Here is a 22694-nt window from a genome sequence, read left to right on the forward strand (position 1 = left end):
TTCTTGCGCCTTCAACATCTCAGCGTTCATCTTTGAGCCTTTATCCTTTAACTGCCTGGGGTTAATCAGCTCAGTTTTTAGATTAAAACTTTTCGGGCTTCTCAGACTGGTTTGTTAAAAAGTGTGTAGAACCCTATCTAGGTGTTCACAAGGTCATAATACTAAATGGCGGCAGATTCCCTGAGAAGAGCGATAAGTTTTGTTACTTAAGACGCCGTCTAGCTACAGATGACCTGCCCGGACATCTCTAACTTTACCCTTTAACGTGATATGGAAATCAGGCAGGATATCAGTTCCGCCGTCCAACGACTTTACGATACTTACCCTTTTCCACCAGAACCTCTGCTGGATAGTCCGCCTCCCGGCTACAACTGGCGCTGGAATTGGCTAGCTGCTTATCACTTTTGCACCAATCAAACACCCCAAAAGCAGGATGTCCGCATTTTAGATGCCGGATGTGGCACGGGTGTAGGAACAGAGTACCTGGTTCACCTCAATCCGGCTGCTCAAGTGGTGGGAATTGATTTGAGTTCGGGCGCTTTGGAAGTGGCACGAGAGCGTTGTCGCCGTTCCGGGGCAAATCGCGTCGAGTTTCATCACAAGAGCTTGTATGACGCGCAGGAACTACCGGGTGAGTTTGATTTAATCAATTGTGTTGGGGTTTTGCATCATTTGCCCGATCCGATTCGGGGAATTCAATCCTTGGCGGCGAAGTTAGCGCCGGGAGGCTTGATGCATATTTTCGTTTATGCTGAGCTGGGGCGCTGGGAAATCCAGTTGATGCAAAAAGCGATCGCACTGCTTCAAGGCGAACGGCGAGGCGACTACCGCGATGGCGTTCAGGTGGGGCGTCAAATATTTGCCGCTTTGCCAGAAAATAATCGACTGGTCAAGCGAGAAAAAGAGCGCTGGTCTTTAGAAAATCAGCGGGATGAGTGTTTTGCAGATATGTACGTTCATCCCCAGGAAATCGACTACAACATCGACACTCTTTTTGAACTCATTGATGCTTCAGGTTTGGATTTTGTTGGTTTTTCTAATCCCAAAAACTGGGAATTAGAGCGACTCTTGGGGAAAAATCCAGACTTGCTCGAACGGGCAAAAAAATTAAGCGATCGCGAACGTTATCGTTTAATCGAATTATTAGACCCAGAAGCGGTCACTCACTACGAATTTTTCCTGGCACGTCCTCCCCTATCCAAAGCAGATTGGTCATCGGATGAGGCGCTGTTGGCAGCTATTCCAGCCCGAAACCCCTGCATGGATGGATGGCCTAGCCGCTGTCTGTTTAACTACGATTATCAGATTGTCAATTTGTCAGAGGGAGAGTTTGAATTTTTGCAAGCGTGTGATGTTAACTCAGAAAAACGTCGAAGCGTAAAAGAAATTTTGGCGACTGTTTCGTTGGAGTTGGATCTTGTGCGATCGCTCTTGGAACGACAGCTAATTATGCTGACACCGAGTTAACAAATCGGTAATTGTTAATGGGTAATAGGAAATTCATGACGATTCATTCCCTATTACCTATTCCCATTGCCAATATTTCATATATCAATTCAGCTTGCCTTACATTAGTTACCCTGGTTTGGCTGGGGGTTCCTTGGTTCTGCTTCCCAAATGATCTCTCGTTTTGGCTCTTCGTTGTTGTCGTCTGGACTCTCAGCAGGCGTTGGTTCTGGGATTTCCGCAGGAGTCTCAGCGGGGATTTGATTTTGGGGTTCTTCCGGAGTCTCAGCAGGCGTTGGTTCTGGGACTTCCGCAGGAGTCTCAGCAGGGATTTGATTTTGTGGTTCTTCTGGAATCTCAGCAGGCGTTGGTTCTGGGACTTCCGCAGGAGTCTCATCAGCAGGGATTTGATTTTGTGGTTCTTCTGGAGTCTCAGCAGGTGTTTCAGAAGGCGCTTCATCTCCTGCTTCAAACTCAATCGTAATAATCGGTTTAGCCTCCTGATAGATAAAGGCTTCCATATCTCCTATAGGATTTCGGGCACTGTTAAGGCTGTCACCATCGTAGGGGGGAGTGCCATTGAAGAATTTTTCAAGCCGATAGGTTTGAGCCACGGCTGGTGAACTGATAAAGGCACTTAATCCAATGATGCAGATTAACCCTTGAGTTTGAGGTTTCATTTAACCAATACCTCCTCAACTACAGCTACCTGTAGTCTATATAACCACCAAAATTAAACGAAGTTTCCAGTTTATATCCTTTAGTGACTTCTGTAAAACTTGAACAAAAAAATTAGTTCAGATAGAACCGGCAACGGGAAAGACGTGATTGTACTCCTTTAAGTATTTTTTCAGCATCAAAGAATATTTTGATATCGTCAAGAACAAGTTTTGCTGGCATTGCTAATAGAGATGATTACCTCTAAAACAATAGGAAATATAGAAGTTGTAAATAATTTGGAAAGACGAAATTCGCGGCTGCTTAGAAAAGTCGTGAATCTAAACCTCTGTGCAACAAACAATTCCCCTAACTTCCTTGATTAAGAGAAAGTTAGGGGAATCAGTTGTGTAAAAAATGCAATTATAAAAATATAAGCCCTCAACCCTTACCTAGAGTAAATAAAAGATGAGGGCGTTATTAGAACTTGCATGACTACCTTAGTGAACCTGGTTGGTAGGGCTGGTTCGTGGGTCTTGCATCTCTTTGTAACTGGCTTTCCGACTGATTAGGATTGTTGTTTTCTGGTTCTGTTAAGTTGCGATTGGTTGCCGGTGTCGCATTCTGAGTTGATTCCCGAACCTCGCTATCATCGTTAGAGGTTTCCCGATTTCCAGTCGGGTTGCGGGGTTCAATAACGTCGTCCCCCGTATATGGGGGGAGACCATTGAAAAAGTCTTGTAACGGTGTGTTTTGAGCTACGGCTGGGGAACTGATGAGGGCAGTTAATCCCAGGATGCCAATCAGCCACTGGGTTTTAAATTTCATTTGACCAATACTTCCTTAACTACGTGTCGTCTCCTAGTATTCAAGTTAAGCAAGTTTGCTTTTTGTAACCTCTAGCTGCCGACGTATCACCTGAGATTAAAACTCAGCCAGATAAAACTAGCAAACGAAGCGATCGCTACTCTACCCAGATCGCCACTGTACCCATTTAATGATTCTTCTGGCGTCACAAACCGATGGCGAGGCGATCGCTCCTTGACACTTCTGTTTCTGGAGTGTTCTGTGCGGTTCGTTTTTTAGGAGTCCAAGAGAAGTGCTATAGACGCGCCTTTTCCGTGTGGGCTAAGAGAGTAGATGTCGCTTGCACATTTCTCGAAAAACCGCTATGCGCTCTCAAATCGGACTCCGCGCCTTCATCACCTTCCTGGCTACTATTCTGAGTTTCGATTTGGGATTTCCAAGTGTAAATTGGCAATTCATCCAAAATTCAAAATTTTCTAGCGCCATCCAAAATTCTCAGGCGTTGGCTCAAACCCCCGCTGAGCGAGAAGCCGAAGCCGATCGGTTTCTAGAGCAAGGGATTGAGCAGCAAAAGAAGGGTCAATTTAGAGCTTCCTTACAGTCTGGACAAGAAGCATTGAAGATTTACCAAGAAATCGCCGATCGCAAGGGAGAGGGGGCGGTTCTTAACAATTTGGGAGAAGCTTATCGATCGTTGGGTGACTATACACGAGCGATTGAGTTCTATCAACAAAGTTTAGCTGTGGATCGTTCCCTCGGCAATCGCAAGGGAGAGTCATACGTTCTAAATAATTTGGGCATTGTTCATCATCATTTGGGCGATTATGCCAAAGCAATTGATTACTCTGAGCAACGTTTAACGATTGCGCGAGAAATCCGCGATCGCTCCGGAGAACAAGGCGCTCTGGGAAATATAGGGATTGTCTTCTATTCCCTGGGAAATTATGTCAAAGCGATTGATTTCCATCAACAGAGTTTAGCGATCGCGCGAGAACTTGGCGATCGCTCTGGGGAAGGTGCCTCTCTGAATAATTTGGGCATCGCCTACGATTCTCTAGGCGACTATCCACGAGCTATTAATTACTATCAACAGCGTTTACCGCTGGCGCGAGAGTTAGGTGAGCGTCACGCAGAGGGGCAAGTTCTGGGGAATCTAGGCGTTGCTTACATGGATTTGAAGGATTATCCCAAAGCAATTGAGTATCTGCAACAACGAATCGCGATCGCGCGGCAAATTGGCGATCGCTTAGGGGAAGCAACAGCACTGGGAAATTTAGGCAATGCTTACACTTCCTTGGGCGACTATGCCAAGGCAATTGATTATCAGCAGCAGCGGATCGCGATCGCGCGGCAAATTGGCGACATTGAAGGCGAAGGAACGGCGCTAAACAATTTGGGAGTGGCGCTTCGCCGAGCGGGCAAGCTTACAGAAGCTGAAAAAACCCTAAGCGCAGGAATTCAAATTTGGGAATCGCTTCGGCAAAAATTGGGGAATAACGATACTTACAAGGTGTCAGTTTTTGAACAGCAAGCCAAAACTTACCGTCTGCTGCAACAAGTCCTCATCGCCCAAAATAAAATAAATGAAGCGTTGGAAATTGCCGAACGGGGTCGGGCGCGGGCATTTGTGGAGTTATTGATGACGCGCGTCGCTTCACCCAATGCTCTAACAACCATTACTCCCCCTAACATTCAGAAAATTCAACAAATCGCCAAAGAACAAAACGCCACACTGGTTGAGTATTCAATTATTGTCGATAGTTTAGAAGAAAAAAATCGAGAACAAATCGAAGAATCAGAACTCTATATTTGGGTCGTCAAGCCCACAGGTGAAGTGAGTTTTCGCTCCTCTAACCTTAAACCTCTGTGGCAGCAACAGAATACAGACCTGGCAAATCTTGTTGTCAATAGTCGAGAATCAATTGGTGTCAGAGGTCGCGGGTTGAGTGTTGTTAGCAAAGTAGATGAAACAAGTCAAGCCAAACAATTACAACAACTTCATCAGCTACTGATTCAACCAATTACCGATCTGTTGCCAAAAGAGGCAAATGCCCGTGTTGTTTTTATTCCTCAAACATCTTTATTTTTGGTTCCCTTTGCCGCTCTGCAAGACCGTTCTGGCAAATACTTAATTGAACATCACACCATCCTGACTGCACCCTCGATTCAGGTACTGGATTTAACCCGTCAGCAAAAACAACGTGTAGAGACTCGAAGTTTAGCCTCTCGACAAAACCCGAATGTGCTAGTGGTTGGCAATCCCAATATGCCCAGTGTTTCTCTTAAGCGGGGAGAATCGCCTCAAAAATTGTCAACCCTCCCTGGTGCGGAACGGGAAGCTTTAGCGATCGCTACTCTACTTAATACCAAAGCTCTCATTGGCAACTCTGCCAATGAATCTGCGGTTGTCCAGCAAATGTCTAAAGCAAAAATGATTCATCTTGCGACTCACGGGTTGCTGGATGATTTTCAGCGTAGCGGAGTACCGGGAGCGATCGCGCTGGCTCCTTCTAGTCAAGATGACGGGTTGCTCACCGCCAGCGAAATCCTCAATCTCAAGCTCAATGCCGAGTTAGTTGTCTTGAGTGCTTGCGACACTGGGCGAGGTAAGCTGACTGGCGATGGCGTGATTGGATTGTCTCGCTCTTTAATTACTGCGGGTGTCCCCAGTGTCATCGTCACTTTGTGGGCGATACCCGATAATCCTTCTGCCTTGTTGATGACCGAATTTTATCAAAATCTGCAACAAAACTCCGATAAAGCGCAAGCTTTGCGAAGTGCGATGCTGACGACGATGAAACAATATCCCAACCAACCTAACGCTTGGGCTGCATACACGTTGATTGGGGAAGCTGAATAACCCGAAAACAATCAGATAGCGTCTGTTGCTGCTGCGATCGCATTCTTGATTCTGGCGATGATGCTCTCGCATCAACCGATAACTAGACGCGCCTAATTGTCGTAGGTTAAAACAGCGATCGCATCCTTGCACCTTCTCCCCTAATAACTGTGCGTTTCCAAATCAGACTCCTCAGCGCGATCGCTCTTTTGACAACTACTGCAACACCGTTCGTGCCTAATTTTCCAGCGCTATTTCCCACAACACAGGCGTTAGCGCAAATACCAGATGCCCGGAAAACGGAAGCAGACCGACTGCTAGACCAAGGCAAGGAGCAGTATTTAACCAGTCAATTTGAGGCGGCATTACAGTTTTGGCAACAGGCACTAAGTCTCTATCGGGAAATCCAAGACCGTCAAGGTGAAGGGAAGGCTCTTGGCAATATTGGACTTGCTTACTATAACCTAGGAGATTACGCCAAAGCGATTGAGTATCAGCAGCAGAGTTTAGCCATTGCGCGGGAAATCAAAGACCGCCAAGGTGAGGGAAATGCTCTGGGGAATCTGGGACTTGCTTACGATGTCCTAGGAAATTATGCCAAAGCGATTGAGTACTACCAGCAGCATTTAACTATTGCGCAGGAAATCAAAGACCGCCAAGGTGAGGGGAAGGCTCTGAACAATCTGGGAATTGCTTACAATGTCCTAGGAGATTACACCAAAGCGATTGAGTACTACCAGCAGCGTTTAGCTATTGCGCAGGAAATCAAAGACCGCCAAGGTGAGGGAACATCTCTGGGCAATCTGGGAATTGCTTACTTTTCCTTAGGAGATTATGCCAAAGCGATTGAGTACTACCAGCAGCATTTAACTATTGCGCAGGAAATCAAAGACCGTCAAGGTGAGGGGAATGCCTTAGGCAATCTGGGAATCGCTTACTTTTCCTTAGGAGATTATGCTAAAGCGATTGATTACTACCAGCAGTGTTTAGCTATTACACGGGAAATCAAAGACCGATTAGGTGAGGGGAATGCTCTGGGCAATCTGGGAAATACTTACTTTTCCTTAGGAGATTATGCCAAAGCGATTGAGTACCACCAGCAGCATTTAACTATTGCGCAGGAAATTAAAAACCGCCAAGGTGAGGGAACATCTCTGGGCAATCTGGGAATTGCTTACAACGTCCTAGGAGATTATGCCAAAGCGATTGATTACTACCAGCAGCGTTTAGCTATTGCACGGGAAATCAAAGACCGATTAGGTGAGGGGAATGCTCTGGGCAATCTGGGAAGTGCTTACGATGCCCTAGGAAATTATGCCAAAGCGATTGAGTATCACCAGCAAAGTTTAGCCATCGCGCGGGAAATTAAAGACCGCCAAGGTGAGGGAACAGCTCTGGGCAATCTGGGGAGTGCTTACTTTTCTTTAGGAGATTATGCCAAAGCAATTGAGTATCACCAGCAGCGTTTAGCCATTGCACGGGAAATCAAAGACCGATTAGGTGAGGGAAATTCTCTGAACAATCTAGGAGTTGCTCTCCAGAGGTCGGGCAATCTAGGGGAAGCTGAAAAAACCCTCCGCGCTGGAATTGAGGTATACAAATCTCTACGAGAACGATTGGGCGACAATGATGCCTACAAAGTGTCAATTTTTGAGGAACAAGCTCGCACCTACCGCCATTTACAACAAGTCCTGATTGCCCAAAATCAACCCGTTGCTGCTCTGGAAGTTGCTGAAAGTGGTCGTGCCAGGGCATTTGTGGAGCTACTGGCAACACGCTTCTCATCCCCTTCCTCTACTCAACCGAGTGTCTCTCCCAATCCACCCGACATCCAGCAAATTCAACAAATCGCCAAACAGCAAAACGCTACCCTGGTTGAATATTCGATTATTTATGACGAGTTCAAGATTCAGGGTAAACAAGAAGCTCGCGAATCAGAACTCTACATTTGGGTAATCCCAGCCTCTGGCGAAGTATCGTTCCGTCGTGTTGACCTCAAACCTCTATGGCAGCAGCAAAATACGACGCTTCCACAATTAGTTGTCAACAGTCGTGAATCGATGGGTGTTAGAGGTCGCGGCTTGAGCCTCATCGCTAGATTAGATGAAACTACCCAAATTAATCGATTACAGCAACTCCATCAACTACTAATTAAACCCATTGCCGACCTTCTGCCGACTGACCCTACTGCCCGTGTCATCTTCATCCCTCAACGCTCCCTGTTCCTCGTTCCCTTTGCTGCGCTCCAAAATGCCAATAACAAATACCTAATCGAACAACACACTATCCTCACGGCTCCTTCAATTCAGGTACTGGCATTAACCCGTCAGCAACGACAACGGGTTCCAGTGTCAGTTAAGGATGTCCTAGTGGTTGGCAATCCTACGATGCCCAGCCTTGCCTCCAAAATTGGGGAAAAGCCTCAACCGCTTTCGCCCCTACCGGGTGCCGAGAAGGAAGCGATTGAGATTGCTCGTCTCCTGAACACGACAGCCCTTACTGGTAAACAAGCCACTGAAGCCGCAGTTGTTCAGAAGCTACCCATAGCCAAGATGATTCATCTGGCGACTCACGGCTTGCTGGATGATTTTCAGCGTAGCGGAGTACCAGGAGCGATCGCCCTGGCTCCTTCTGGTCAAGATGACGGGTTGCTCACCGCCAGCGAAATCCTCAATCTCAAGCTCAATGCCGAGTTAGTTGTCTTGAGTGCTTGCGACACTGGGCGAGGTAAACTAACCGGCGATGGCGTGATTGGATTGTCTCGCTCTTTAATTACTGCGGGTGTCCCCAGTGTCATCGTCACTTTGTGGGCGATACCCGATAATCCTTCTGCCTTGTTGATGACCGAATTTTATCAAAATCTGCAACAAAACTCCGATAAAGCACAAGCTTTGCGAAGCGCGATGCTGACGACGATGAAACAATATCCCAACCAACCCAGCGCTTGGGCTGCATACACGTTGATTGGGGAAGCTGAGTAAAAAGCTAGGGAAAATCGCCGCAAGCTGCTACAACAAGGGGCGGGGCGATACTCACGCTGATGCCTAAAATGCTTTTTAAATAAGAACCCATGAGCATGAATGCGAAAAATGCTTCTTGGATGAGAACTCATGAGCATGAATGCGATCGCTACCAGAGAGAACCTTTTAATTTGCTGACATCGACTTAATTCTTTTTTAAGTAATGTTACCTCTGCATGGTATATTCAAAATGTTTGGTTCTGACCTGTAGTAGTCAGACCAAATAGCACAAGCTGAAACACATCAGTTGTGAACTTGTCAAACGAATCTCAAACAACCACGCCGACCACCGGGGAGTTACCACAAACTGGTTCGCCTGTATCAGAACCAGATGGCTCCATGCAAGAGTACTACCAACTTCAACAAGAGTTGTTGCTGACTACACTTGCTTTGAGCGGGATTATTTTTATCTCCGTCTGGATTTTTTACTCTCTCAACATTGCCCTGAATTACTTGATAGGGGCGTGCACATGTGTGGTTTACTTGAGGATGTTGGCTAAAGACGTTGAGCGACTTGGCGCAGAGAAACAGCGTCTGAGTAAGACTCGGTTTGCTCTGTTTATTGGGTTGATTATAATCGCAACCCAAGTGAATAAGCTACAGATTCTGCCCGTTTTTTTGGGATTTCTGACTTATAAAGCCTCCCTCATCGTCTATATGCTTCGGACTTTGTTTCCCCCGGACGCTCGATAGGTTGGACAGTGTTAGAATTCTCCACTCTTTAATCCCTGGAGAACCCTCATTGAATGGAAATGCTAAGTATTCTTTCCGCCTTTAATTCATTCCCTCTCGCCAAACTAGAAGTTGGTCATCACCTTTATTGGCAAGTGGGAAATCTTAAGATTCACGGGCAAGTTTTTCTAACTTCCTGGGTTGTTATTGGTATTCTTCTGCTTGCCTCGTTAGCTGCAACTCGGAATATTCAGAGAATTCCTAAAGGTATCCAAAACTTCATGGAATATGCTCTAGAATTCATTCGAGATCTGGCTAGAAACCAGCTTGGCGAGAAAGAATACCGTCCGTGGGTGCCATTTATTGGCACGCTGTTTCTGTTTATCTTTGTCTCAAACTGGTCTGGTGCATTAGTTCCTTGGAAGCTAATTCACCTTCCAGAAGGAGAACTAGCAGCTCCCACTAATGACATCAATACCACAGTGGCACTGGCATTGCTAACTTCTTTAGCGTATTTTTACGCGGGTTTTAGCAAGCGGGGTTTAGGGTACTTTAAAAAGTATATTGAGCCGACACCAATCCTATTACCCATTGCCATTTTAGAAGATTTCACAAAGCCCCTTTCCCTCAGCTTCCGTTTATTTGGCAACATTCTGGCGGATGAACTGGTAGTAGCAGTATTAGTGCTACTGGTTCCCCTGTTTATTCCTCTGCCAGTTATGGCGTTGGGGCTATTTACCAGTGCCATTCAAGCTTTAGTGTTTGCCACCTTAGCAGCTGCATACATTCATGAAGCGATGGAGGGGCATGGTGATGAAGGGCATGAGGAGCATTGACCTTTTTTAGAGGTAAGGAAGAAGGATATAAGATGAATAAAATCATCCCTCCTTTTCCATATCGCATTCGGGATGCCCTCAGTTGATAGAATTTGAGATTTGAGATTTAAGATTAAAAATCTTGGCTCAAAACTCAACACTTGTAAGGGCGCGGCATTGCCGTGTCTCTACTCGAAACTCTCTGTTGTTTGTTCTGTACTTCAAGGTAAGGAAATAATCATGGATCCATTGGTTTCTGCTGCTTCAGTTCTGGCTGCTGCTCTCGCAATTGGTTTAGCTGCAATTGGCCCTGGTATCGGTCAAGGAAATGCTGCTGGTCAAGCAGTCGAAGGTATTGCTCGTCAGCCAGAAGCAGAAGGGAAAATTCGCGGCACCTTGCTGTTAACCCTGGCTTTCATGGAATCCCTTACCATTTATGGTCTGGTGATTGCCCTAGTTCTGTTGTTTGCTAACCCCTTCGCTTAACATTTTTTGTTTGAGTAGAGACGTGGTTAACCACGTCTCTACTCAAACGAAGTTTTTAGTGTCCAGTCCTGTTGATGTAAGTTGAACCCCTTGCCTAGAGGGTATAGAGAATATGACAAGTGAGATAATTTTGCTTGCCATTAAAACTGCTGTTCAAGCATAAAGAGGGAAGAAATGTTTGATTTCGACGCTACCTTGCCCTTGATGGCAGTGCAGTTTCTGCTATTGGCAGCGGTATTAAATGTGGTTTTCTATAAGCCACTGACTAAAGTGCTAGACGAGCGCGACGATTACATCAGATCGAATGAGATGGGTGCGCGGGAACGCTTGGCAAAAGCTGAGCAGTTAGCAAAGCAATATGAGCAACAGCTAGCGGATACCCGCAGGCAGTCTCAAGCGCTGATTGCAAATGCTCAAGCCGATGCCCAGAAAATAGGCGCTCAACAAGTAGCTGAGGCACAGCAAGAAGCTGTTGCAAAACGAGAACAGGCGTCTATAGAGATTGGGCAGCAAAAGCAAGAAGCTTTGCAATCTCTAGAAACCCAGGTGGACGAACTGAGTCGCCAAATTCTGGAAAAAATATTGGGACAGCAGCTGGTCAATAGATAGAGAGCTTGAAGGAAAAGCTGTCATTAGTCATTAGTCATTAGTCATTAGACCAAAGCCAATGACTGATGACGAATGACCAACTTCATACTTCAATGGGATGGGTATCATGGGGACTTTTTTCTTATTAGCCGAGGTGGCTCACTCAGCTGGCGCTGAATTAGCAGAGGCAGAGGGGCATCATGGTTTCGGTTTAAATCCGGACATTTTTGAAGCCAATCTAATTAACCTGGCAATTCTTATTGGTGTACTGTTTTACTTTGGACGTAACTTATTAGGAAATATCCTAAGCGAGCGTCGTGCAAGGATTGAAACGGCGATTAGAGAAGCAGAGCAACGCCAGAAAGAGGCAGCAGCTGCACTCTCTGATGCCCAGCAGAAATTAACTCAGGCTCAAGCGGAGGCAGAACGAATCCGCAAAGATGCTGAAGAAAGTGCGAAGGCAGCGAGAGAAGCCATTTTGGCGAAAGCAGCAATGGATGTCGAGCGCTTGCACAGAACAGCTGTTGCCGATTTGAACACTGAAAGGGAGCGAGCGATCGCTGAACTCAGAGCGCAAGTTTCTGCAATGGCGTTGCAGCGCGTTGAATCGCAACTCAAAAGCCAATTGGATGATGCTGCTCAACAACAATTAATTGACAGCAGCATCGCTAGTGTAGGAGGTCGCTGATGAAAGGTAGTATGGTTAGCGGTGAAATCGTAGAGCCGTATGCAGAGGCATTAATGTCCTTGGCTCAGTCGCAGAACCAGACAGAGCGGTTTGGCGAAGATGTACGCTCTTTGTTGGGAGTCCTAGAAAGTTCTGAGGATCTACAGCATTTTCTGGGCAATCCAGTTGTAAGCGCTGAAAATAAAAAAGCGGTATTGCAGCAAATTGCTGGCGATGGACTTCACCCCTACATCCTCAACTTTTTGATGTTGCTGGTAGAGAGGCGACGTATCCTCTTTCTAGAGGGAATTTGCAAACAGTTCCAGGCACTTCTGCGGAAGCTGAATCAGACTGTTCTAGCAGAAGTTATCTCAGCGGTAGAACTGTCGGAGGCTCAGCAGCAAGCCATCGGTGAAAAAGTAAAAGCGATTAGCGGTGCCCAGCAAGTAGAACTCGATACCAAACTCGATCCAGATTTAATCGGTGGTGTCATCATCAAAGTGGGGTCTCAGGTATTGGATGCCAGTTTGCGAGGACAACTGCGCCGTATTGGCATACGCCTGAACAGTGCCGCCTAAAGTTGAAAGTTGAGAGTTGGAAAGGAAAGCAGTTTGTCGGTGGAAACTTTTCAGATGTTTGCAAGTTAAGCAAGTGAAATTTGCAAATCTTAACTTCTAATGTTCAACCTACCACCGCCAAAATAGAGAGCTTCAACCTTTAAGCTACCCTTCGAGAAGGGATTCTCCTTAAAACCTTCAACCTTTAACACAAACCCTTTCCTCCTTTAACAAGTAACCATGATCAGCATCAGACCTGACGAAATTAGCAGCATTATTCGGCAGCAAATTGAACAATACGACCGAGACGTTAGTGTTTCTAACGTGGGTACCGTATTGCAAGTAGGTGACGGGATTGCCCGGATTTATGGCCTAGACAAGGTTATGTCCGGGGAACTGGTGGAATTTGAAGACGGTAGCGTTGGCATCGCCCTGAACTTAGAAGAAGACAACGTGGGCGTGGTGCTAATGAGCGATGGTCGCAACATCCAGGAAGGTAGCTCTGTGAGCGCCACCGGCAAGATTGCTCAGGTGCCAGTGGGCGAAGCCTTGATTGGTCGTGTTGTGGATGCTCTCGCTCGTCCGATTGATGGAAAGGGAGACCTTAACACCACAGAAACCCGCCTCATTGAATCAGGCGCACCGGGAATTATTGCTCGGCGCTCGGTTTACGAACCGATGCAAACCGGCATTACCGCTATTGACGCGATGATTCCGATTGGTCGGGGTCAGCGGGAGCTAATCATTGGTGACAGACAAACCGGAAAAACTTCGATCGCGGTTGACACCATCCTCAACCAGAAAGAAGAAGACGTGATTTGCGTCTACGTCGCTATCGGTCAAAAAGCTTCTACCGTCGCCCAAGTGGTGAACGTGCTTCAGGAACGAGGCGCAATGGACTACACCATTGTGGTAGCAGCAAACGCCAACGACCCAGCAACCCTGCAATATCTGGCTCCCTACACGGGCGCTAGCTTGGCAGAATACTTCATGTACAAGGGCAAGGCGACGCTGATCATCTATGATGACCTCTCCAAGCAAGCCCAAGCTTATCGCCAGATGTCCCTGCTGCTGCGTCGTCCGCCCGGACGGGAAGCTTATCCTGGGGATGTGTTCTATCTCCACTCCCGTTTGCTGGAGCGTGCCGCAAAGCTGAGTACAGAACTGGGTGAAGGCAGCATGACCGCGCTGCCAATTATCGAAACCCAAGCTGGGGACGTTTCCGCTTACATTCCCACCAACGTGATTTCGATTACCGATGGTCAGATTTTCTTGACCTCCGACCTATTCAACTCTGGCTTGCGTCCCGCAGTGAACCCTGGTATTTCCGTGTCGCGGGTGGGTTCGGCGGCTCAAACCAAGGCGATGAAAAAAGTGGCTGGTAAGCTAAAGCTGGAGTTAGCCCAGTTTGACGACCTGCAAGCTTTTGCTCAGTTTGCCTCGGATTTGGATAAGGCAACCCAAGACCAGTTGGCGCGGGGTCAGCGCTTGCGGGAACTTCTGAAGCAGCCGCAATACTCGCCGCTATCAGTGGCTGAGCAAGTGGCAGTTGTGTATGCAGGTTTGAATGGCTATTTGGATGATATTCCTGTAGAAAAGGTGGCTCCTTTTGCGCGATCGCTGCGGGAGTACCTGAAAACCAGCAAGCCGAACTACATGGAAATCCTCCGCAAAGAGAAGCAGCTGACAGAAGAAGCGGAAGGCATTCTCAAGGAAGCGATCGGTGAAGCGAAGAAGACCTTCATGGCGATGGCGTAACTTGTCCAAAGCGAATAGCTAAGCGCGAATAGCTAATTGTCAAAAGTAGCGTTTCGCAATTAGCTATTCGTCATTAGCCACTCGCAAAGGACAACTGACACCGGACAAAACTATGGCAAATCTAAAATTTATTCGCGATCGCATTCAGTCGGTCAAAAACACCAAAAAAATCACCGAGGCAATGCGCCTTGTTGCCGCTGCCAAAGTGCGCCGCGCCCAACAACAGGTAACTGCCACTCGCCCCTTTGCCGACCGCCTCGCTCAGGTTCTCTACGGTCTGCAAAACCGTCTGCGGTTTGAAGAAGCTAACCTGCCTCTGTTGAGAAACCGGGAAGTTCGGTCTGTAGGAATTTTGGTCATTACAGGCGATCGCGGTCTCTGCGGTGCCTACAACACCAACGTCATCCGTCGCGCTGAAAACCGCGCCAAGGAACTACAAGCCGAAGGTCGGGACTATAAATTTGTGCTGGTAGGGCGCAAAGCTATCCAATACTTCCAGCGTCGCGACCAGCCGATTGACGCTACTTATACTGGCTTAGAGCAAATTCCTACAGCAGCAGAAGCATCCAGAATCGCTGACGAACTGCTTTCCTTGTTCTTGTCAGAGAATGTAGACCGGATTGAATTGGTCTACACCAAGTTTGTCTCCTTGATCAGCTCTCGCCCAGTGGTGCAAACCTTGCTGCCGCTGACAACCCAAGGACTAGAAGCAAGAGATGATGAAATCTTCCGCCTCACAACTCGCGGTGGTGGTTTTGAGGTAACACGGGAGAAAGTCTCTACCCAAGTTCGAGAGTTCCCACGGGACATGATCTTCGAGCAAGATCCAGTACAGATTCTCGATGCCCTCCTGCCGCTGTATCTGAATAACCAGTTACTGCGGGCTTTGCAAGAATCGGCAGCGAGCGAACTAGCAGCACGGATGACGGCGATGAACAACGCCAGCGACAACGCTAAGGAGCTGATTGGTTCTCTTACTCTGAAGTACAACAAAGCGCGTCAGGCGGCAATCACCCAGGAAATTCTGGAAGTTGTCGGCGGTGCCGAAGCGTTACAAGGCTAGATTTAGCTTTTCAATTTAATTTACACAGAGCGTCTGAGTAATCTCAGACGCTTTTTTGTTGTATGCACTCGCATCATCGAACGGATAGACCCACTTAAGCAGCACCTATCACTGCCCAAAGCAAAGCGTATAACAAAAAGTTTCTAGATTGTTGCAATTTATTTACATACTGTTACAATAGTTAACATAAAGAAACAAAGGAAAGACAACCATGAAATACACCACCGACGAAAGAGGCATCCTCAACAACTATGCAGCCGAGCCTGCGGTGTACTTTGCAGAACCCCCCTCACCAGAGCAGCAGCGTCGCTACGCTTTCCAAGGCGCGATCGCTATTTTGTTTGTCACCCTGCTGGTTCTGACTGCATTGGGTGTCAGCTAAGTTATTCGAGATTTCAAGATTTACGGATAAATACAACAAACCAGGACAAACAACCATGAGATACACCACCGACGAAAGAGGCATCCTCAACAACTATGCAGCCGAGCCTGCGGTGTACTTTGCCGAATCCCCCTCACCAGAGCAACAGCGTCGCTACGCTTTTCAAGGCGCGATCGCTACTTTGTTTGTCACCCTGCTAGTTCTGACTGCATTGGGTGTCAGCTAAGTTATTCAAGATTTACAGAGCAATACAACCAACCAGGACAAACAACCATGAAATACACCACCGACGAAAGAGGCATCCTCAACAACTATGCAGCTGAGCCTGCGGTGTACTTTGCCGAGTCCCCTTCACCAGAGCAGCAGCGTCGCTACGCTTTTCAAGGCGCGATCGCTACTTTGTTTGTCACCCTGCTGGTTCTGACTGCATTGAGTGTCAGCTAAACCTGAAGAAAGAGAAGTTTCAGACACTTATTTCCAATACTTAGGAGTTCGGTTATGAAGACTGACTTTGACTTTGATGCCCGCTATCAGTTTGCGCCGACTGTCTTTAACACTGATTTCAACAACTTTGCGCCCATCACTGCTAATCAAGCTTGGTCGTTGTTCTTTACCGCTGGTCGTAACGATGCGGCGCTGGGAGATAATCCTGAAGTAGGGCGACTCTTCAACAACATCTTGAGTGCTGTTGTCTTCACAGTGATTGTTGGAGCCTTTACTTTCTACTCGTTTTAAGACAAAGACAACGTGAAAATTTCCTTAGCCCCAGCTTCTCCAAAGCTGGGGTTTCTCATTTCTAGGCATTATGGTTTGACGGGGTGAGTAGCTAATTGATTCATGAAACAATAGAGAAAGTTTAGTTTCCGTGGGGAAGCATTCCCTCTAGCCATTGCTGCTCATGTCCAAGACACATAAAGTTGAAATTTACGATCAAGGCAATACTCAGACCCTTGAAGTGCCAGAGGATAAAACGATCCTTCAGGTTGCCTATGCTGCTGGGTTAGACTTACCCAGCTCTTGCAATGCGGGAGTTTGTACTACCTGTGCGGCTAAGGTTCTAGAAGGCAAGGTAGAACAGGGGGATGGCATGGGCGTCAGTCCAGAGCTTCAGGCACAAGGCTATGTACTGCTCTGCGTCGCTTATCCCCGATCCGATTTGAAAATTGAGAGTGGGAAAGAAGACGAACTGTACGAGCTACAATTCGGGCAGTTCCAGAAGTAGGGCTACTCAGACTCGACAAGTAATTTCGCGGCTTTTCAAACAAAGCCTGCGGTCATTTAGCCTTAATTCAGCACAGGGCAAACTGGTATTTCAATATTCCGTACTAGAACCACTAAGATGACGACACACTTTATTACCGCAGAAATTGACCTTCAGGAATCGCCAGTGCAGTTACACTCTGCTATTGAGGCAGAATTGGAAAAACGGGGAGAACCCTTGCGCTGGGCGATCGCTTCTGTAGATGTCGAACAGCAGAAAGCCCACGTTGAGGCGATTGTCACAGTCGCATCTGACTCAGCTCAGTGAATCGGCGTCCTTACACGGTTGTATTAATTGTCCCGACTGGGGTTGGGGCAGCAGTTGGGGGATATGCGGGGGATGCGCTGCCAGTGGCAAGAGCGATCGCGCAAATCTCCGACATCCTGATTACCCACCCCAATGTCCTTAACGGTGCCCAATTGTACTGGAATTTGCCCAACGCTTTCTACGTGGAAGGCTACGGACTTGACAAATTTGCTGCTGGATGCTGGGGACTGCGACCCGTGCATCAGAACCGGGTGGGTTTAATCCTCGACCAAGGAATTGAACCCGAACTGCGGCTGCGGCATATTCAGGCAGCGGATGCCACGAGAGCCACGCTGGGATTGAATCTCACAGATTATGTAGTCACAGATGCCCCGCTTGGGGTGGAACTGCGGACAGCGGCATCGGGAGCCAGTTGGGGGACGATTGGAAATCCTGATAGTTTATTACGGGCAGCAGAGGTACTGATTACTAAGGCAAGGGCAGAAGCGATCGCAGTCGTTGCCCGTTTCCCCGATGACATCGAAACCGAGGCGCTGGAAAGTTACCGACACGGGCAGGGAGTTGACCCCCTCGCCGGTGCTGAAGCTGTAATTAGCCACCTAATCGTGCGAACCTTTCAAATTCCCTGTGCCCACGCCCCAGCTTTATTACCCCTGCCTCTCGATCCGCACCTGTCTCCCCGCTCAGCTGCCGAGGAATTGGGTTATACTTTTTTACCCTGCGTTCTGGTTGGTCTGAGTCGCGCCCCCCAGTTTATTGGAAAAACCCACAGTGGTGCGACTTTACCCGGCGATGTGTGGGCTGATCGAGTCGATGCCGTCGTCGTACCCGCAACTGCTTGTGGCGGCAGTGCAATCCTGAGTTTAAGCCAAACGCGATCGCAGATTATTGCCGTCGAAGAAAATAAAACTCAGATGCAAGTCCCTCCAGAACAAGTGGGAATTAAAGCATTGCGGGTAAACTCATATTTAGAAGCACTCGGTGTCTTGGTGGCCCATCGAGCTGGGATTAGTCCAGGTGCCATTAGTCCAACCCTGTCTTCGCTAGTCAGAATTCAGTAAGGCGGACAATCCTCTACTTTTACCCTTCATCCTTCATCTTTCCGAAGTGGCAAAACAGCTTCCTACCGATCCGGAAATCGAATCCCTGACGCGCACCCAAATTTTAATTGCGATGGGGGTGACAGCGGTTGTATTGCTCGTCATCGCCAAACTGTCCCTCCATTTTGGCTCGTTTTCCGTCATGCCCGTGCGCCCGACCCTAGAAGCATTACTTTTGGGCGTCGGAATTGGGCTAGGAATTACGGGTGCCAGTAGCGTCATCTATCGCCTATGGCCTGGTTATCAGCGCAGCGCCGACTACTATCTAGAATTAGTCCTAAAACCCTTATTTTGGCCTGATTTGATCTGGTTAGGACTCTTGCCCGGTTTAAGTGAAGAATTGCTATTTCGGGGTGTAATGCTGCCAGCAGTGGGATTAAACTGGGTTGGGCTAGTAGGATCGAGTTTTTGCTTTGGCATCCTACATCTGAGTGGCCCTCAACAATGGCCTTATGCAGCGTGGGCAACCACTGTAGGATTGCTACTCGGTTATAGCGCCTTGGAGACGGGTAATTTGCTAGTGCCAATTGTGGCTCACATTACGACAAATTTAATATCCAGCTGCCTTTGGAAGCTGGATACTAAAAAGGCATAAATTTTAAGAATTAGGATATTGATTGTTGAGAAAGACAAGGGAAACTGCGATTAGTTGTAAAATTCTCTCTTCTTCTTCTCTGCGTCCTCTGCGGTTCGTTTTTTCAGAAATCAAATAAAACTTCGATAGCTTTTATCTTGTTAATGCGATCGCGGCTGCCAAAGCGATCGCTTGCGGTAATATCTTGTGTTCCTGAACTTGAATCCGGGCGTGTAGCTTTTCTAGTGTGTCGTCCGGCAAAATTGGCACAGCGGCTTGTAGCAAAATCTTACCGCTATCAACTTCCACACTTACTAGATGAACCGTACAGCCAGTAATTTTTACCCCAGTATTCAAGGCTTGCTCTACTGCGTTGATACCCTTGAAACTGGGTAACAAACTGGGATGAATATTAATAATTCGGTCGGGGAAAGCATCAACTAAAACTTGCGTGACGACTCGCATCCAACCCGCCATTATCACCCATTCCACCTGATACTGTTGTAAAGTTTCAACAATTTTTTGATCCAACTCTTCGCGGCTATTAAAGTCTCGGTGATTCAGCAAAACAGCCGGAACGCCGCACTTTTCGGCTCTTGCTGCTGCCTTTGCACCGGGATTATTGTAAATCAAAACTTGAATTTGGGCATTGAGATGCTGTTGCGCGATCGCTTCTGCAACTGCCTCAAAATTACTGCCAGTCCCCGATGCCATTACACCTAATTTTAAAGGAGGGCGATCGCTCAAAAGATTGGGAGGAACCGTTGGTGAAATTAGGCTAGGTGTGGAGTCAGGTGGTGCTGAATTGCTAATCATGCAGTCTTTAACGTTGTAGTAAATGGGAACCAGCCGGACACTGGATTTCCCCAGATATATCCTTAGGAGGCGTTGGCATTGCAGGCGGCGTGGATGAGGGTTTATCTGTTTCGCAAATTACTGTTCTTGTAATATTTTCACCATTATTTGTGACAACAAATACAGCACCCGTGTAGCTATTAAGTTCGGGGCGCTTGGCTTTGGCAGTGTGCATCACCCTTTGAGTGCCATTACCTTGAGGTACAATTTGGTAATTATAACTCTCTGTCTCTGGCTTAATCCCAATCCCTAGCTGCTCGATTGTTGTACTAAATTTATTATTTTCCAAGTAATAAGCTTGTTGGGAACGGTTCATCGCCCCAATGTACATTTTCCCTTCAGATTGTTTTGCCTTGGTTGCTTGATTGTTAAAGGCTTCCTGAATATCAACTATTTTAGTATTGGGAGGTAAAGTGGGTGAGTCAGAAAGCTTTTGAACCGGGATTTCATAAGCAACCGGAGGCTCAGAAGATGTTTCCGGCGGGAGGAGGAATAATTTACCCTCTGGCGTCAATACAAATTTTACCGCCTGACTGGATGATGGATTGTTGACTTGCCATTGTCCTACCCATCGATCTGTCCCTAAATTGGCATTAGCAGCGCTGGGAGAAGAAGAATCTGAAGGTGTATTGGTTGAATTACATCCGTAGATAGCGAGTAACCCAAGCAATCCGCTAAGCATTCGGAAACCAGGGTGTTGGCTGCGTTGCTTGAATACGGTTATGTTCACGTTATCAGTTGCTAACAGGAGATTAACAGGATCTTACCAGTGCCGCCAGGTAGAATAACGCTACGACGCTAACATTCAACGGTAAGCCAATCGCTCAATGAAAAATACGCACTTTTCTCGGAGGCATCTGTTAGATAATGATGCGATCGCTGCCTGGATTTTTCTGACCCCTGCCTTAATTCTATTAGGGCTTTTTCTCCTATGGCCTATCGCTTATTTGTTTTACCTCAGTTTTACCACGGGTAGCTTTACCTCTGCGGGTGTGCGCTTAGTGGGATTGAGAAACTACTGGCGTCTCATGCTGAGTCCTGACTTTTGGCAAGTTCTCGGTAACACCGCTTATTTCACCATTGCCACGGTGATTCCCAGTTTGGTAATTCCTTTGGGTTTAGCAGTGCTATTAAATCGTGCCTTTGCCCTGCGAGGAATCCTGCGAACTGCCTATTTTATCCCCTCAATCGTTAGTCTTGTCGCAGCTGGTTTGGGGTTTCGCTGGTTGTTTCAAACCGAAGGACCAGTTAACGCATTTCTAAATGCTATCGGAATTGAACCGATTTCCTGGCTGGGTAGCACGTTTTGGGCGATGCCAGTGCTGATTTTGTTAAGCATTTGGAAGCAATTGGGTTTCAATATGGTGGTGTTTTTGGCAGGGTTGCAGGCGATTCCCTCCAGTCGCTATGAAGCGGCAGAACTAGATGGTGCCAATTCCTGGCAACAATTTTGGTACATTACCCTGCCAGGATTGCGCCCGACTCTCATCTTTGCCACCGTCACGACGGCTATTTTTACCCTGCGGAGTTTCGAGCAAGTTTACGTCATTACCGGCGGCGGGCCATTAAACTCGACTAATTTGCTGGTTTACTACATCTACGACCAAGCGTTTGCCCAATTTGATTTTGGTTATGCCGCAGCGGCGGCAACTGTGCTGTTAGCAGTAACGCTAGTGTTAGTGTATTTTCAGCTAAAAACTTGGGGAGAAGAGGCTTAGGAATTGTGTTTATCATCTACATCAAGTTAGCCATTTCCGATGAGGTAAGTTTGTCTAAGTTTGTTGAGCAAGGCTATAGCAATCCAATGTGATATTTATCTTTGTTGTTTTTAACGAACCGCAGAGGACGCAGAGGGCGCAGAGAGAAGAGAAGAAGAGAGAAAGAATGGTGTTGCGAGTGAAATTAGGATTGCTATAGGTATGCTCAAGGGGTTGAATTCATTGTGTTAGAGAACTTCTACCCAAAAATCAGCGGTAACAATCTTACCGTTGCGGTTAAACTGACCCCAGAGTTTATATTTTCCTGGTTCGGGAAATTTGGTATGGAAAAGAACCTGACCTTCAGGAGTATCTTTCATGGCATGGGCGTGAATGTAATCTGCGGCTGTTAAGCTTGGTGACTGTCGGAGAATGACTAAATGACCTTTTTCTCCTAAGTACGGTTGCAAGTCTTTGACGGGTTGAGTGTTAGAAGCGTCTCGCAGATCAAACGTTAAGGTAACATCTTTACCTGCTTTGAGGGTTGGCTCAGAAAATACAAGATTTGCTTTTGTATTTCCGAAAGTTTTAAACTGATTTAGATCGATTGCTGGTGCAGGTGAAATTTTACCAGGAATCTGTGTTTTTACTGCCGAGACTTGTTCCTTTTGACCGGCTGGTTTGTAGTCACTTAAAAGAGTGTAATTACCCGGTTGAGGAAAACTTGCCTCGACTTCAAAACGCCCATTCTGCTTGTAGGTGGGATGAAGATGGCTGAAAAACTGGAGATCGTCACTGACAACAATCAAGTGCATCAGTTTTTCTTGAAAAGTGTCAAACTTAGCGAGCGCTTTCCCGGATTTGTCTTGAATATCAATCGCTAAAGAAACGGGTTTGTTTGGGGTAATCGTTCCTTGAATCGTCAGCTTCGCCTGCGCTGCCTCAGTTTCAGGCATCGATTCGTGCGCCGATTCGTGCTTCGATCCGTGCCCCATGTGATGTCCCTCATGAGGGTCGGTTCCAGCCGTGTGATGCCCCTTATGGGAGTCATTCCTAGTGTTTGTAGAGGTCGCTTGCATCGTTCCATCCTTCATTTTCATCGTATGAGTGACTGCGCCTGTAGCGATCGCGCTTCCTGCCACTAAACCAACCAAACCCAAAAGCATTGACTTATTTTTCATTA

The 22694-nt window shown here is 47.1% G+C and carries 25 protein-coding genes; 20 read left to right on the forward strand and 5 right to left on the reverse strand.

Annotated elements, in window-relative coordinates:
- Positions 1-270 precede the first annotated feature (270 nt).
- A complete protein-coding gene (locus tag NC996_RS04290; RefSeq protein WP_190682314.1) occupies positions 271-1467 on the forward strand; it encodes a class I SAM-dependent methyltransferase in 1197 nt (398 codons plus the stop codon).
- Positions 1468-1571: 104 nt separating this feature from the next.
- On the opposite strand, the gene NC996_RS04295 is transcribed toward NC996_RS04290, so the two are convergent.
- Both NC996_RS04295 and NC996_RS04300 read right to left on the reverse strand, forming a co-directional pair.
- A complete protein-coding gene (locus NC996_RS04295) occupies positions 1572-2126 on the reverse strand; it encodes a hypothetical protein (protein ID WP_190435405.1) in 555 nt (184 codons plus the stop codon).
- Between the two features lie 472 nt (positions 2127-2598).
- Positions 2599-2931 carry a hypothetical protein gene (locus NC996_RS04300; protein WP_190435401.1) on the reverse strand — a complete coding sequence of 111 codons (333 nt, stop codon included), beginning with the start codon at positions 2929-2931 and terminating at the stop codon, positions 2599-2601.
- A 343-nt stretch (positions 2932-3274) separates the two neighbouring features.
- Here NC996_RS04300 and NC996_RS04305 point away from each other — a divergent pair, with 343 nt between their 5' ends.
- From NC996_RS04305 to NC996_RS04390, 18 genes are all read left to right on the forward strand, one after another.
- Positions 3275-5770 (forward strand): CHAT domain-containing tetratricopeptide repeat protein, encoded by a 2496-nt coding sequence (locus NC996_RS04305; RefSeq protein WP_190682317.1) that lies wholly within the window; start codon positions 3275-3277, stop codon positions 5768-5770.
- A 212-nt stretch (positions 5771-5982) separates the two neighbouring features.
- Positions 5983-8730 carry a CHAT domain-containing tetratricopeptide repeat protein gene (locus NC996_RS04310; RefSeq protein WP_348259978.1) on the forward strand — a complete coding sequence of 916 codons (2748 nt, stop codon included), beginning with the start codon at positions 5983-5985 and terminating at the stop codon, positions 8728-8730.
- Between the two features lie 288 nt (positions 8731-9018).
- A complete protein-coding gene (locus tag NC996_RS04315; protein ID WP_190682323.1) occupies positions 9019-9462 on the forward strand; it encodes an ATP synthase subunit I in 444 nt (147 codons plus the stop codon).
- Positions 9463-9515: 53 nt separating this feature from the next.
- Positions 9516-10277, forward strand: a complete 762-nt coding sequence (atpB, locus tag NC996_RS04320) for a F0F1 ATP synthase subunit A (RefSeq protein ID WP_190411202.1) — start codon at positions 9516-9518, stop codon at positions 10275-10277.
- Between the two features lie 219 nt (positions 10278-10496).
- The gene (gene atpE / locus NC996_RS04325) at positions 10497-10742 is read left to right on the forward strand and encodes an ATP synthase F0 subunit C (RefSeq protein WP_015112744.1); all 246 of its coding nucleotides are present in this window, start codon (positions 10497-10499) and stop codon (positions 10740-10742) included.
- Between the two features lie 174 nt (positions 10743-10916).
- Positions 10917-11351 carry a F0F1 ATP synthase subunit B' gene (locus NC996_RS04330; RefSeq protein ID WP_190411203.1) on the forward strand — a complete coding sequence of 145 codons (435 nt, stop codon included), beginning with the start codon at positions 10917-10919 and terminating at the stop codon, positions 11349-11351.
- 97 nt (positions 11352-11448) lie between these two features.
- Positions 11449-12018, forward strand: coding sequence for a F0F1 ATP synthase subunit B (locus NC996_RS04335; RefSeq protein ID WP_190411204.1), 570 nt, complete (start codon positions 11449-11451; stop codon positions 12016-12018).
- A complete protein-coding gene (gene atpH / locus NC996_RS04340) occupies positions 12018-12575 on the forward strand; it encodes an ATP synthase F1 subunit delta (RefSeq protein WP_190426129.1) in 558 nt (185 codons plus the stop codon). The genes NC996_RS04335 and atpH overlap by 1 nt, the downstream gene beginning before the upstream one ends.
- Before the next feature lie 219 nt (positions 12576-12794).
- Complete coding sequence (atpA, locus tag NC996_RS04345; RefSeq protein WP_190682326.1) at positions 12795-14312, forward strand: F0F1 ATP synthase subunit alpha; 1518 nt, start codon at positions 12795-12797, stop codon at positions 14310-14312.
- Between the two features lie 112 nt (positions 14313-14424).
- Positions 14425-15375, forward strand: coding sequence for a F0F1 ATP synthase subunit gamma (locus tag NC996_RS04350; protein ID WP_190411207.1), 951 nt, complete (start codon positions 14425-14427; stop codon positions 15373-15375).
- Positions 15376-15586: 211 nt separating this feature from the next.
- A complete protein-coding gene (locus tag NC996_RS04355; protein WP_190439357.1) occupies positions 15587-15757 on the forward strand; it encodes a ssl1498 family light-harvesting-like protein in 171 nt (56 codons plus the stop codon).
- A 55-nt stretch (positions 15758-15812) separates the two neighbouring features.
- Entirely contained in the window at positions 15813-15983 is a 171-nt protein-coding gene (locus NC996_RS04360; RefSeq protein WP_190411208.1) for a ssl1498 family light-harvesting-like protein, read from the forward strand.
- Positions 15984-16030: 47 nt separating this feature from the next.
- Positions 16031-16201 carry a ssl1498 family light-harvesting-like protein gene (locus NC996_RS04365; protein WP_190411209.1) on the forward strand — a complete coding sequence of 57 codons (171 nt, stop codon included), beginning with the start codon at positions 16031-16033 and terminating at the stop codon, positions 16199-16201.
- A gap of 54 nt (positions 16202-16255) precedes the next feature.
- The gene (locus NC996_RS04370; protein ID WP_190411210.1) at positions 16256-16492 is read left to right on the forward strand and encodes a hypothetical protein; all 237 of its coding nucleotides are present in this window, start codon (positions 16256-16258) and stop codon (positions 16490-16492) included.
- A gap of 163 nt (positions 16493-16655) precedes the next feature.
- A complete protein-coding gene (locus tag NC996_RS04375; RefSeq protein WP_190439361.1) occupies positions 16656-16979 on the forward strand; it encodes a 2Fe-2S iron-sulfur cluster-binding protein in 324 nt (107 codons plus the stop codon).
- Positions 16980-17096: 117 nt separating this feature from the next.
- The gene (locus NC996_RS04380) at positions 17097-17285 is read left to right on the forward strand and encodes a hypothetical protein (protein WP_190439363.1); all 189 of its coding nucleotides are present in this window, start codon (positions 17097-17099) and stop codon (positions 17283-17285) included.
- Complete coding sequence (locus tag NC996_RS04385) at positions 17282-18346, forward strand: DUF3326 domain-containing protein (protein ID WP_190682329.1); 1065 nt, start codon at positions 17282-17284, stop codon at positions 18344-18346. Before NC996_RS04380 ends, NC996_RS04385 begins: the two co-directional genes overlap by 4 nt.
- 46 nt (positions 18347-18392) lie before the next feature.
- The gene (locus NC996_RS04390; RefSeq protein WP_190682333.1) at positions 18393-18980 is read left to right on the forward strand and encodes a CPBP family glutamic-type intramembrane protease; all 588 of its coding nucleotides are present in this window, start codon (positions 18393-18395) and stop codon (positions 18978-18980) included.
- Positions 18981-19112: 132 nt separating this feature from the next.
- Here NC996_RS04390 and purN read toward each other — a convergent pair whose 3' ends face one another.
- Positions 19113-19775 (reverse strand): phosphoribosylglycinamide formyltransferase, encoded by a 663-nt coding sequence (purN, locus tag NC996_RS04395; protein WP_190682335.1) that lies wholly within the window; start codon positions 19773-19775, stop codon positions 19113-19115.
- 7 nt (positions 19776-19782) lie between these two features.
- A complete protein-coding gene (locus NC996_RS04400) occupies positions 19783-20544 on the reverse strand; it encodes a type IV pilin-like G/H family protein (RefSeq protein ID WP_190668002.1) in 762 nt (253 codons plus the stop codon).
- Positions 20545-20641: 97 nt separating this feature from the next.
- Between NC996_RS04400 and NC996_RS04405 the strand changes: the two genes are divergently transcribed.
- Complete coding sequence (locus NC996_RS04405) at positions 20642-21532, forward strand: sugar ABC transporter permease (RefSeq protein ID WP_190439385.1); 891 nt, start codon at positions 20642-20644, stop codon at positions 21530-21532.
- Between the two features lie 227 nt (positions 21533-21759).
- Here NC996_RS04405 and NC996_RS04410 read toward each other — a convergent pair whose 3' ends face one another.
- Positions 21760-22692: a hypothetical protein gene (locus NC996_RS04410; protein WP_190682338.1), complete on the reverse strand. Its 933-nt coding sequence runs from the start codon at positions 22690-22692 to the stop codon at positions 21760-21762.
- Positions 22693-22694: the final 2 nt, after the last annotated feature.

The organism is Trichocoleus sp. ST-U2 (genome assembly GCF_039961875.1).
In the GTDB taxonomy this organism is placed as follows: domain Bacteria; phylum Cyanobacteriota; class Cyanobacteriia; order Cyanobacteriales; family FACHB-T130; genus FACHB-T130.